Source organism: Embleya sp. NPDC059213 (assembly GCF_042754445.1).
Taxonomy (GTDB): domain Bacteria; phylum Actinomycetota; class Actinomycetes; order Streptomycetales; family Streptomycetaceae; genus Embleya.
Genome location: NZ_JBHZAV010000017.1, coordinates 21,676 through 33,380, shown reverse-complemented (window position 1 = coordinate 33,380; position 11,705 = coordinate 21,676). Strand labels below are relative to the sequence as shown.

Annotated in this window: 14 protein-coding genes; 9 read left to right on the top strand and 5 right to left on the bottom strand. The window is 69.1% G+C overall.

The window, feature by feature from the left end; genetic code table 11:
- Nucleotides 1-116 precede the first annotated feature (116 nt).
- Together ACFXMF_RS09655 and ACFXMF_RS09650 are read right to left on the bottom strand one after the other, a co-directional pair.
- Complete coding sequence (locus ACFXMF_RS09655; protein WP_379987915.1) at nucleotides 117-1,406, bottom strand: cytochrome P450; 1,290 nt, start codon at nucleotides 1,404-1,406, stop codon at nucleotides 117-119.
- Nucleotides 1,407-1,529: 123 nt separating this feature from the next.
- Nucleotides 1,530-1,898, bottom strand: a complete 369-nt coding sequence (locus tag ACFXMF_RS09650) for a hypothetical protein (protein ID WP_360312500.1) — start codon at nucleotides 1,896-1,898, stop codon at nucleotides 1,530-1,532.
- Nucleotides 1,899-2,213: 315 nt separating this feature from the next.
- Between ACFXMF_RS09650 and ACFXMF_RS09645 the strand changes: the two genes are divergently transcribed.
- The 7 genes from ACFXMF_RS09645 (at nucleotide 2,214) to ACFXMF_RS09615 (ending at nucleotide 7,145) form a co-directional block, all read left to right on the top strand.
- Complete coding sequence (locus tag ACFXMF_RS09645; protein WP_360312498.1) at nucleotides 2,214-2,723, top strand: SigE family RNA polymerase sigma factor; 510 nt, start codon at nucleotides 2,214-2,216, stop codon at nucleotides 2,721-2,723.
- Nucleotides 2,724-2,731: 8 nt separating this feature from the next.
- Nucleotides 2,732-3,202, top strand: a complete 471-nt coding sequence (locus ACFXMF_RS09640; RefSeq protein ID WP_360312496.1) for a hypothetical protein — start codon at nucleotides 2,732-2,734, stop codon at nucleotides 3,200-3,202.
- 114 nt (nucleotides 3,203-3,316) lie between these two features.
- Complete coding sequence (locus ACFXMF_RS09635) at nucleotides 3,317-3,607, top strand: hypothetical protein (protein WP_360312494.1); 291 nt, start codon at nucleotides 3,317-3,319, stop codon at nucleotides 3,605-3,607.
- On the top strand, nucleotides 3,604-3,849 hold the full coding sequence (locus tag ACFXMF_RS09630) for a hypothetical protein (RefSeq protein ID WP_078974732.1): 246 nt from the start codon (nucleotides 3,604-3,606) through the stop codon (nucleotides 3,847-3,849). The genes ACFXMF_RS09635 and ACFXMF_RS09630 overlap by 4 nt, the downstream gene beginning before the upstream one ends.
- A gap of 612 nt (nucleotides 3,850-4,461) precedes the next feature.
- A complete protein-coding gene (locus tag ACFXMF_RS09625; RefSeq protein ID WP_360312492.1) occupies nucleotides 4,462-5,022 on the top strand; it encodes a restriction endonuclease in 561 nt (186 codons plus the stop codon).
- A gap of 190 nt (nucleotides 5,023-5,212) precedes the next feature.
- On the top strand, nucleotides 5,213-6,307 hold the full coding sequence (locus ACFXMF_RS09620; protein WP_379987916.1) for a hypothetical protein: 1,095 nt from the start codon (nucleotides 5,213-5,215) through the stop codon (nucleotides 6,305-6,307).
- Nucleotides 6,308-6,362: 55 nt separating this feature from the next.
- The gene (locus ACFXMF_RS09615; RefSeq protein WP_379987917.1) at nucleotides 6,363-7,145 is read left to right on the top strand and encodes a hypothetical protein; all 783 of its coding nucleotides are present in this window, start codon (nucleotides 6,363-6,365) and stop codon (nucleotides 7,143-7,145) included.
- Between the two features lie 3 nt (nucleotides 7,146-7,148).
- On the opposite strand, the gene ACFXMF_RS09610 is transcribed toward ACFXMF_RS09615, so the two are convergent.
- Nucleotides 7,149-8,021 carry a helix-turn-helix domain-containing protein gene (locus ACFXMF_RS09610; RefSeq protein ID WP_379987918.1) on the bottom strand — a complete coding sequence of 291 codons (873 nt, stop codon included), beginning with the start codon at nucleotides 8,019-8,021 and terminating at the stop codon, nucleotides 7,149-7,151.
- A 179-nt stretch (nucleotides 8,022-8,200) separates the two neighbouring features.
- Between ACFXMF_RS09610 and ACFXMF_RS09605 the strand changes: the two genes are divergently transcribed.
- Nucleotides 8,201-9,244, top strand: coding sequence for an aldo/keto reductase (locus ACFXMF_RS09605; RefSeq protein WP_380018081.1), 1,044 nt, complete (start codon nucleotides 8,201-8,203; stop codon nucleotides 9,242-9,244).
- On the opposite strand, the gene ACFXMF_RS09600 is transcribed toward ACFXMF_RS09605, so the two are convergent.
- Together ACFXMF_RS09600 and ACFXMF_RS09595 are read right to left on the bottom strand one after the other, a co-directional pair.
- Complete coding sequence (locus ACFXMF_RS09600) at nucleotides 9,204-9,962, bottom strand: pentapeptide repeat-containing protein (protein WP_380020596.1); 759 nt, start codon at nucleotides 9,960-9,962, stop codon at nucleotides 9,204-9,206. The genes ACFXMF_RS09605 and ACFXMF_RS09600 overlap by 41 nt on opposite strands.
- A 73-nt stretch (nucleotides 9,963-10,035) precedes the next feature.
- Entirely contained in the window at nucleotides 10,036-10,527 is a 492-nt protein-coding gene (locus ACFXMF_RS09595; protein ID WP_360314497.1) for a hypothetical protein, read from the bottom strand.
- Between the two features lie 100 nt (nucleotides 10,528-10,627).
- On the opposite strand from ACFXMF_RS09595, the gene ACFXMF_RS09590 reads away from it, so the two are divergent.
- Complete coding sequence (locus tag ACFXMF_RS09590) at nucleotides 10,628-11,371, top strand: maleylpyruvate isomerase family mycothiol-dependent enzyme (RefSeq protein ID WP_379992577.1); 744 nt, start codon at nucleotides 10,628-10,630, stop codon at nucleotides 11,369-11,371.
- Nucleotides 11,372-11,705 lie beyond the last annotated feature (334 nt).

Genomic DNA, 11,705 nt, shown 5'->3' with positions numbered 1-11,705 from the left:
ACGCTGCGTGGGCGCGCGCGGGGCCTCGCCGGCGAATCCGGCGAAGGGGTGGAAGTGTCGTCAAATTGCTTAGGCGCTTACCAGGGCCGGGAGTTGCCGGCCGAGGGCGGGTCGCCTCAGGTCCTTCGGCGGACGGCCGTGACCGGGAGATGCCCGGGGCGCGGCAGCGCGCTCGTCCTCGGGCGGGACGGTTTGCCGGGCACCGGCCGCAGTTGCCAACGGGCGGACACGGTCGCGACGGTGGTCACGATCTGGGCCAGGAACAGGTGTTCGCCGATGCATCGATGCACCCCCGCGCCGAACGGCATGTAGACGCCGCGCACCCGCCCGGGAAAGCCCGGTTCGGCCCATCGGTCCGGATCGAAGCGCTCGGGTTCCGGAAACAGCTCGGGGTCCCGGTGCAGCGCGTGGTGGCTGTACAACACGTCGCCTCCGCTCGGGATGTGATGACCCATCACGTCCACGTCGCGATTGGCCCGGCGAACCACCAGCCAGGGCGCGTACAAGCGAAGCGTCTCGTCGACAACACACCTTGTATATACGAGAGCCCCGATGTTCTCGGCGGTCACCGGTCCGCCGGCCAGCACCTCGTCGAGTTCGGCGTACAGCCGTTTGCGTACGTCCTCGTGCCGGCCCAGCTCGAAAAATACCCACGAAAGGGTGGCATTCGTGTTGTCGTTGCCGGCGATCAGCATCGACACCACCTCGTCGCGCACCAGTTCGGGCGCCATGTCCATCCGGGCGAACTCGCCGAGCAGCCCGGTACCCGCGTCGGCGTCCACGGCCGAGGCGATCGCCGCCCGCAACCGGCGGCCCGTCTCGGCGAAGCGCCGGTTGCCGGGCGTGGGCAACCGACGGGCCCACTCCGGCAGCACGGTGCGGGTGAACACCTCCTGGATGAACACCGGCAACGAACGCCGCACCTCGGCCACCGCCGCGTCGGCCGCCGGGCTCTCCCCGAAGATCAACCGACCGAGCGTGTCCAGCCCGAGTTCGCTCATCTCCCGATCGAGCGCGAGCGTGGACCCCGGCAACCATTGCGCGCTCGCCTGCTCGGCCCGGCGGCGGATCAGCTCGACGTAACCGCCGATCCGCGAGCGCTGGAACGCGGGTTGCAACGTCCGTCGTTGGCGTCGATGCAGGGGGCCGTCGGAGGCGGCGAGGCCGTCCCCGATGTGCAACCGGGCCTGCTTGAAGAAGCCGTCCCGCTCGATGGTGTCCGCGTGTTCGACCAGGACACACCGAACCAGGGCGGGGTCGTTGAGGACGTACAGCTCCTTCGGCCCGACCCGGATCCGCACGATCGGCCCGTGGGCACGCAGCGACGACACGAAGTCCCAGCGGCCGCGCAGCAGCGCCGGGGTGTGGCCGAGCAGCGGAACTGCGCCCGGGGCGATCGGGACCACGTTGCGACTCCTTGGGGTTGACCGGCGTGCCGAGCGTATTGGACACACCCGCGGAGGCGGAGCGGCGGTCGGAGGGGTTCGCGGGCGCGGTTCCCGGCCCGGGCCCGTCATGTGCGGCGGTGGTCAGGGCTTCGCCGGCGCGGCCGAACCTCGGTTGCGCGCCGCCAGGGTCGGTTCGACGCCCCGGTCCACGTACGGCTTGCCGGGCGTGACGACGCCGGCCCGGCCGGGCCCGGGCGCCCGGAGCCTGCGTGGCGCGACCGCCTCGGGGTCGTTCGTGGCGGGCCGGTCGGGAGCGGCGATCGGCGGCGGATCGATCCGCCGGCCGGCCCCGACCGAGGTCACCGAGGCGGGCGGCGGCTCGTCCGCGTCCGAGGCGGGCGCGATACCCACCCAGGCACCCAGTGCGATGCCGACGGTCGCGAGTACGGCCCCGACCGGACCGGCCCGTCGCATGGTCCGGCCGGGCACCCGGTCTCGACGGTTCGACACGGAAGCACTCCTTCGCTGTCACCGGTGTCGGGCGCCGCGCACGGCGCCCGAACGTTGCACACGGAAATACGGCTCCCGAGCGACCCGCGTTGCACTCCACGCCCGTCTCGCACACGTGCGGAACATCTCCCGGGCCCGATGCAACCCGGGGCGGCCGAGCCGCGTATCCCGTGGATGACAGGCCCCTCGACAGGCAGACGACCAGGCGCCCGGCACCGGCCGGGCGCTCCCGCGTTCGCGGCGCGGGCCCGGTGAGGAGGAGATCACGGTGCGCGACCCCCGCGACCACCCCCTGGCAACCCCGCTGCCGAACGCGTGAGGGAGGCCGCCCGTGAACGGGAGTTCCGCGAATACGCCGAGGCCCGGCAGGCCCAACTGCGCCGCTCGGCCTATCTGCTGTGCGGCGACTGGTACGAGGCGCAGGACCTCACGCAGACCACGCTGATGAAGATGTACACGGCCTGGGGCCGACTGCGCCGGGACGGCAACATCGACGCCTACGCCCGCGTGGTGATGACGCGCACCTACATCGACCAGCATCGCAAGGGCCGTTGGCGGGAGGAGCCGGTCGACGAACTCCCGCAGCGGCCGAGCGACGAGTCCTCCTCGCCGGACCTGCGGTTGACCCTGCGGGCGGCGCTGCTGCGACTGCCGCCGCGCTACCGGGCCGTGCTCGTGCTGCGATTCTGGGAGGACTGGAGCGTCGAACAGACGGCGGAGGCCCTGCGGATCAGCACCGGAACGGTCAAGAGCCAGAGTTCGCGCGGCCTGAGCCGACTGCGCGAACTCGTCGGCGAGCACATGTGGGAGCTGTCCGAACGGTGAGGCCGGCCATGAACGATCACGACCTGTTCCAGCTCATCCTGGACCGACCCGAGCCCGATTTCCCGAGCGTGGTGGACGCGGCCGTCGCGGGCGGCCGACGGGCCCGGCGGCGGCGCCGCGTGGCGACGCTGGCCGCCGGCGCGGCCGTGCTGGCGATCGCCGGCGCGGGGGTGTTGCTGACCCCCTCGGCTTCGGAGCAGGTGGGCCCCGCGGCGCCCGTCCCGCCGCCGCCGGCCGCGGCGTCGGCCCGGCCGACGCCGGAGTCCGCGGCGCCCGACGTCACCGCGACGCCGCGCTCGACCGAGCCCCCGACGACACCGCCGGAGGACGGCACGCGCGCCGACGCGAGCATCGCGCCCGAGGGGCCGCCGGAGGCGGTCGAGGCGGACAACCCGCCCCGGCTACCCACCCAGAGCTCCCGGACGATCAGGTGTCAGGCCACCGACGAGGGCAAATGCTCATCATCCGCCCGAAATTGACGGATTGTCACTCCCGAATCGCACCGGTCGTCACCCGCCGATCACGCCGCAATCGCGCACCCGGCCCCTAATCTGATCCCGGATCACTTCGTCCGGAGGGAAGAGAGGCCCGGCGTGAACAGCACGGACCCGTGGACCGTGGATCGCATCGCGCATGCGCTCCCACACCCCGAAGCCCGCCACGAATTCCTGCGACTGGTACACCTGACGCCGATCGGCGATCTGCCCGGCCTGCTGGCCCGCTACGCGCAGGTCGCGGAGGAGTTGATCGCCGCGCTGCCGCACGCGCGTGCCCTCGCGGCCCAGGTGCGGGCCACCGGCAAGGACCCGGACCTCGACGAGGTGGACGAGGAAATCGTCCGCAAGTGGATCGCACGCGGCCGAGCGCAAAGCAGTGCCGCGTGACGTGGCGCCCGAGGATCGGCATCGAGCACCAAGAGGTCATCGACCGCTTCCCCGAAACCACGCTCAACCACTGGGGAATGCTGCTGTACAAGCTGGTCTGCGACCCGTACACGGCCACCGTCCGCTACGGCGAGGACGATCGCATCGTCCGCACCGCAGCGGCGGGGCCTTTGATCGTGGTGGTACTGCTCAACGAGGGGACGACGACCGTTACCGTGCTGCAGGTCGTGCACTTGGGTTGATCCGGCGCTTCCCGCCACCCGGCACGCAGTAGTGGTCGGCCACTTCCCCCATCACGCCTTCGTGCCGCTGGCGGCGCACCCCCGGCGCACCGGTACGACCGTCATGGTTTGCGCGCTTGGCGTGCTTGGTCTCCGGGTCGAGTACCCGACAGACCTTGCGGACCTGTGGGTGCTGGCCGGGAATGGCGTAGGCGGAAGCCACTCCCGCGAACGCGAGACCGAAACATGCCACAACCATGATCGCTGTCTTACGGATCCTGCTCATTCGGCAGAAGATAGCGGAGCCGGCGCCGACGCACTAACCGTCTTCGCGAACCGCCGAGACCGGGTGGCACGACAACGCCCCACCATCGCCCGCTCCACGGACCGAGCGGCCGCGACACCCCCGCACCGCCACCGCCTCCTCACCCACACGGCCCCGCGCCGAGCAACCGCCCGACAACCGCACCACCGGACACCGACACCCCCGAGGACCAGCGGAATCCTCGTCCGACCCGGACCCACCGAACCACCCTCTCCCCCTCTCCCCCATCCAGTCGGGTGGTTGACCGACCTTCCCTCCGCCTAGGCTGCCGCCCGCTCCGCCGTCGGTAGCCACCGGAGGGATCCCGCATGCCCCGAACCCCCACCCACGCCAAACTCCGCGGTCGGGCCATGGTCCTGCTGGTCGTCGTCCCGGCCATCGCACTGCGCGACCTCTTCGCCTTCCTCGACATCACCGGGATCGACGCGTGGCTGGCCACCGTCGCCTCGCTGGCCCTGTTGTGCGCCGTCGTACACCTCGCCAACTCGACCCTCGACGCCCGCACCGATCACCCGGACGACCGCGCCTTCGAACTCCGGATCGCCGACCTCTGCCGCCGCGACGGCCTACTCGCGGTGCAACTCGCCCCCGGCGCCGACATCAAGGCCTACCTCCCCAACGGCAGCCTGGTCCTGATCCGCTGCGGCCCCACCGACCACCCGGCCCGCCCCCTGGACCTGCACGCCTTCATCGGCACGGCCCACCACGACCACCGGGCCGACATCCCGGTATTCCTCACCCTCCACGGACTCACCACGGAGGCGCGTGAGTTCGCCCGCCACCACGGCATCGTCCTGCTCGACCGACCCCGCCTGGACCAATGGCAACAGGGCCACGGCCTGACCACCCTGGTCGGCACCACCCACTGACCACGGCAGGACCACCGACGCCCCGGCCACCCGACACGATCCCGCGCGATAGCCACCGTTTTGCCCCGACCCGTGCCCCAAACCCACTACACGCAGCGATCCGCCGAAGACGCTTACGGCCCACCCGATCAAGTGCAATGATGCTTCGGATCACCGTTGAGCACCGAACTCCGAAGATCGCACTGCGGGGGTGGCAGTTTTGGCCGGACCAATCAAGACCCAACTCCCCCCAACCCTCCTCGCAGCCCTAACCACCCTCACCCTCCTGACCACCACCACAGCCTGCTCATCAGACAAAACCCCCAAACCCCCCAAAATCAACCAAGCCGCCCCCAAAACCGCCGCCCCTCCCCTCCCGGCACCCCAAACGGTGTCGACAGCCCCAACTCCACCAATCAGTGGAGCCGAGGGCAAGGGAATCTCGCAGAGGTACTTCGATCTCAGCAAACAGGCAACTTCGTCACACGATGTCAAAGCGCTGGAGAATATCGAAACCGGCGCCATGCTTGAAGTCTCCAAAGCGCGACAGGAAAGAATTCTTCAGTACGGAGACAATGTTCCAAGCAGCGAGGAGAAGGCAGCAAACGACGATATTCAAGTCGTCACCCCTCAAGGTACACCGAACGGTAGCGACAGATGGATACTTGCGGTCGGCCGTCAATCTTTGAGCGGAAAATCAAGAACGTCCGTGGGAGTACTGCGACAGGCCCAAGGCTCAGGCCCTTGGCGAATGTCATTTCTGGCTTATACGGGCATCGATCAGAAGGTCCCGGAAGTCGCGCAAATAGCGACCCTGGACAATGCTGCAGAGATTACTGAGACGAACGTCGATTATGGTGAAGAGACGTGCAGAAATTTCACCTCCTACATGAATGGTGAATCGCTCCCTTCCGCGAACTGGGGACCCAGAACGAAATCTGCTCGCCAAGTCGCGGAACAGAACAAACAGGGAATGATTCCCCTTACTGCCGGTGGCGCGGTCGCCACCAAGACCGAGCCGCTACCCGACGGTCGAATTCCCACTTGGAAGACCTCGACCGGGGACAAGTTGGTTATGTGCACGACGAAAACAACGTCTCACTTGACGCCAGGGCCATCCGGCGTAATTACGGTCACTCGCAGCGAGGGACTGCAGAACCTGAATGGCAAGACAACTAAGTGGAAAACGCTGGATCTAACCACGGTCAATATGGTGGTTCTCAAGGTGCCAGCCTCTGGAAGCACACCGGTGGACATAGTCGCTGATTCCTACCGCGCGCTATCCGGCAATGGCACGCCTGCTTGAGCAATAGGAGCACGCAGCAGCTCATTCTCGAAGGAAAGTCAACCGAGGGGGCTTTATGAAAACGTCAAGGCTGACCAAGGGGGCCATTCTGGGGTGCTCGGTCGGCCTCACAGCGGCTCTCGTCTCCCTTCCTTCGGCCTCCGCCGGAGTTAACGAGTGCGAGGATCTCATCATCTGCATTGATATCACGACACCAGGTGGCTCCGGCGCCGGCGGAGGAACCGGCGGGTCCAATGGCGGTGGTGATACCGGAGGCGGGTCAGGACCTACGAACCCCTTCCCGGAGCCAGGTGCCAGCGGAATTGCCGGAGCCACCGATGGAGGCACAGCAACAGGTGGGGGAGGGGGCCCGACGGCCGCCCAAGTAGCCGCGCAAGCCCTCGCTCAACTCGAACTGCGCAAACCCAAGGTATTCATGACACCCAGCAACGGAAATCTGGGCCTTGTCGGTCTTCCGGTCTGGCTGTGGATCGATACGTCAGACCCTCACAGGTGGGCCCCGAAAGGAATTGAAAAAACACTCAAGGTAGGCAACGTCGAGGTTACTGTGACGGCCTACTCCTTGAGTGTGACGTGGAATATGGGAGACGGGCACAGTCACACATGTTTCAACCCGGGGGTCGCCTACAAACCTTCGGACGGAAGCAATGAATCACCCGAATGCGGTTACAAGTACAGCAAGACTTCCGCAGGGAAAGATGGTAACAAATATGAAGTCAGTGCCACGGTAAACTGGAAAGCCTTCTATTTCGACGACAAGGGAAGGCATGAACTCTCTGACATGGAGGGTTCCTCTTCGACTACCGCGCGAGTAGGAGAATTGCAGATCCTCAACTAAGGGTCACCCATTCCGCTCCAGCCAGCCGGCGAGGTGAGGCCGGGTCGCGAGGAGGCGTAGGGCGGCTTCCGATGGGGAGGTGGGGGCTGCGGTGTAGGTGACGAGGGTTTGGTCCGGGTCGTCGGAGGTGCGGAAGCTTTCGTAGGACAGGGTGAGTTCGCCGATGGCCGGGTGGCGGAGGTGGTAGCCGCCGTGCGTCTTGTCGCGGACCTCGTGCGTGGCCCACAGGCGGCGGAAGTCGGGGCTGGCCGCCGAGAGTTCGGTGATCAGCTCGGTGAAGGCCGGGTCGCCGGGGTGCCGGCCCGCGTCCAGCCGCAGGTAGGCGACGACGTCCTGCGCCTTGGTCTCCCAGTTGACGTACCGCGCCCGCAACTGCTCGTCGCAAAAGACCAACCACGCCTTGTTCCGCCGCTCGACCGGCACCGCGTCGAGGTCGATGAACACCAGAGCGAACAGCGAGTTCCAGGCGAGCAGATCGGTCCGCCGGCCCATCACGAACGCGGGCGTCTCCGGCATCGAGTCCAACAACCGGCGCAGCCCCGGCCGAACCCGCCGAGTCGGCAGCGCCGTTGCCGCCGCCGACTCCCGGCGCCCCGATCCCGCCCGGACCAGATCGCGCAGGTGTCCGTGCTCGTCCCGGTTCAGCCGCAGCGCCGACGCGATCGCGTTCAGCACCTCGTCGGAGACGTTCTCCGCGCGGCCCTGCTCGAACCGCACGTAGTAGTCCACGCTCACGCCCGCCAGTCGGGCGAGTTCCTCGCGGCGCAGTCCCGGCACTCGGCGGCGTTCGCCGAACCGGGTCAGGCCGACGTCCTCGGGCTGGAGGCGGGCCCGGCGGGTGCGCAGGAAGGCGCCCAGGTCTGCTCGCGTGGTCATGGTGCCGATCCTGGACGCGGGCCGGCGTCCGGGACCGGCGAAGGTGGTTCTGCCGGACCCAGGAAAGCCTGTTCCCAGCCCGCGCAAGGCCCTGGGTAGCCGGTGCGGCCGCCTCCAGGATGAGGGCACGGCGCAATCGCCCTCTCGCAGCACCGAGTCGAGTACGGAGTACCCACATCATGAGTCTGTCCACCACACCCTTCGGCAGCACCGACATGGCCATCACCCGGGTCGGCTTCGGCTCGTGGGCGGTGTCCGGCGCCGGCTGGAACTACAGTTGGGGCGCCACCGACGACGCCGAGTCGATCACCGCGATCCGGCACGCGATCGCCGCCGGCGTCAACTGGATCGACACCGCCGCCGTGTACGGCCACGGCCATTCCGAGCGTCTCGTCGGCAAGGCCGTCGCCGATCTCCCCGAGGCCGAGCGGCCGTACCTGTTCACCAAGGTCGGCCTGGTCTGGGACCCGGAGAACCCGGCCGCCGCGGAGCGTCGGGTGATGAACCCGGCAAGCGTGCGCCGCGAGCTCGAAGACTCGGTGCGTCGGCTCGACGTCGAGCACATCGACCTCTATCAGGTGCACTGGCCCGACACGGGCAAGGCGTTCGAGTACGGCGCCGATGTCTCGAAGCCGTCGCCCGACGCCACCCCGCTGGAGGAGTACTGGCAGGTGATGGCCGACCTCAGGGCCGAGGGCAAGGTCCGCGCGATCGGCCTGTCCAATCACGACGTCGCGCAGTTGGAGATCGCCGAACGCATCGCGCACGTCGACGCGATCCAGCCGCCGTTCTCCGCGATCAACCGTTCCGCCGCGCCCGAGTTGACCTGGGCCGCCGCGCACGGCACCGGCGTGATCGTGTACTCGCCGATGCAATCCGGCCTGCTCACCGGCGCGTTCTCGGTGGAGCGCGTCGCGGCTCTGGCCGACGACGACTGGCGCAGGACCCACGGCGACTTCACCACGGGCCTGACCGCCAACCTCGCCCTCGCCGACGCGCTGCGGCCGATCGCCGCCGCGCACGGTGTGTCGCCGGCCGAGGTCGCGGTGGCCTGGACGCTGGCCTGGCCGGGCGTCACCGCCGCGATCGTGGGCGCCCGTACGCCCGCCCAGGTGGACGGCTGGACCGGTGCCGCCGATCTGGTCCTGACCGCCGCCGACCTGGACGCCATCGCCGCCGCGATCACCGCGACCGGTGCGGGCACGGGCCCGATTCGGCCCTGACCCACACCACCCGCTCGGCGGGGGGCCGGGCCCGGCACCCCGCCGCCCGTGGCCGGTGCCGACCCCCGTGCGCGCACCCGACCCCCCCCCCCCAACTCGAAGCCAGCGACACCCCCAGATACAGGCCGATCGTCGCGCCCTTGAACTCGACCGTCAGCGGGTCGAGCGAGGACAACTCGCTGCCGCGCAGATCGGCGCCGGTCAGCTTGGCACCGTGCAACATCGCGCCGGACAGGTCGCAACCCGTCACGGTCGCCTTCTCCAGCCGCGCGGCGGTCAGGTCCGCCTCGCGCATCCGGACCCCGTCGAAGCCGGCCTGGCGCAGGTCGGCGCCGGGCAGCCCGACGAACGACCAGTCTCCGCCCGAGACCTCGAACAGGGTGTAGGTGCACTGTCGGAACAGGCTGCCGACCAGCTTGCAGTCGGTGAACCGGGTGTCGAAGAACGTGCAGCGCTTGAACGTGCAGTTCGTGAACGCCGCCCCGGTGTGGCGCGACGCGTTGAAGGCGACCCCGGCGAAGGTGCACTCGTCGAAGACCGCGCCCTCGTCGACCACCTCGGTCCAGTCCGTGTCCAGGAACGAGTAGCGCGAGTACTTCGTGGTCTCGGTCAGCGACCTGCCGTACCAGTCCTCGTTCCGGACCACCGATTCCCGGTCGGGGATCGGCGGCTCGGGCGAAACCGGATCGATGTTGGCGCGGGCGGGTCGAATGGCCATCCCTCCATTGAACCCGCCGCCTCCGACATCCGCCCGATCACACCGCCCGTGACGTCGCCCCGGGGCGGTCCCGTCAGGCGGCCCAGTCCGCGTCCACCACGAAGCGAAAGCCCAACGCGTCCAGGAAGGCCCGCAGCAGTTCGTCCGGCGTGCCCTCCGCGCGCAGCGCGCTGTCCAGGGCGGCCTCGTCCGGCGTCAGCCCGGCCTCGCGGGCCCAGCCGACGGCGCGCGGCACCACCCGTTCCGGCGGTGGGCCCAGTTCCGGATCGAGCCCGTACGAGCCGGCTGCGCGCGGCGCCAGGGCGCAGTGCCAGACCTCGCCACCGCGCGGGCTCTGCGCGTCGATCATCGCGAAGTGGCCGGACACCACGTCGGCGGTCAGCACCGGCGCGTCCGTGTCCGCCATCAACGACGGCCCCGGATCCAGCCCGGACTCAAGCAGCAGCACCTGCCAGTCGCCGTCGCGAGCCGACCAGTGCGGTTCGCCGCCGGCCTGCTGGACGGCCGGCAGTTCCAGCAGCGGCCACGCCGATCGAGCGACGACATATACCCCGAAGCTACCCATCGCATCCCAGCATAGGACCCGGCGGGCAGACGTCCCATCCCTGCGGGCCGAGCCGCCGACCACCTGTACCCTCTCCGATCCCGCGTGAGAACGTGGGCGGATGGAGATTGCCACACACATCGAGATCCTGCGCGCCGACGGCGAGTTGCTCGCCCGGACGGCGCAGCGGGCCGGTCTGGACGCGCCCGTCCCGAGCTGCCCCGACTGGCAGGTCCGAGACCTGCTCGCGCACGTGGGCGGCGTGCATCGTTGGTCCGCGTTCGTCGTCGCATCGGGCAGCCCCCTGCGCCCGAGCCGCGAGGAGACGGCGGAGCTGTTCCGTGCCCCGAGCGGTGAGGAACTGTTCGACTGGTACCGGGCCATGCACGCGGATCTACTGAAGGCCCTCACCACGACCGCCCCGGACGCCCCGGCCTGGACCTTCTTCGAGGGTCCGTCCCCAGTCGCCTTCTGGGCCCGACGCCAGGCGCACGAGACCGCCGTGCACCGCGTCGACGCCGAACTCGCGGCGGGGCTGCCGTCCACCGTGCCCGCGGCCTTCGCCGCGGACGGGATCGACGAGTTGTTGGCCGGCTTCCTGTCCCGGCCCGGGCGCAAGCTGGTCGCCGACCCGCCGCTGAGCCTCGCGATCGTCCCCGACGACGACCCGGCCGCCCGGACCATGTGGATCGACCCCGACGGGCGGCGGGTGGAGGCGGGGGCCGGGCCGGCCGATCTCACCGTCTCGGGTCCCGCCGAGAAGCTGTACCTGCTCCTGTGGAATCGCGCCGACGCCACCGGCTGCCGACTCGACGGGGACCCGGAAGTGCTGGTCCGCTGGGGCGAGTTGGCCACGGTGGATTGATTCGGCCCGGTGCTCGGAATTGGTGGGCCTCCGCGGGGCTAGCCTGCCCGCGGAGGCCCGCTGTGCCGCCCGATCGGGCACGCCGGCACGTTTAAGGACCAGGGTCGTCTTGAAAGTCGTCGCGTTCTACCGTTGAACTACCAGGCCACGAGCGGCCCGGGCTGGAATCGAACCAGCAACCGACGACTGGAGCCCCGTCCGGTCGATCCGGCGATAGGCGGCGATGCTGAGTCTGGAGCAAGAGTCTGAGATTGATCGCGGGCTGCCTCTGCCGTATTGGGCCATCCCGGCTCGTGGTGCCGGGAGGAGGGTTCGAACCTCCACCGTTACCCGC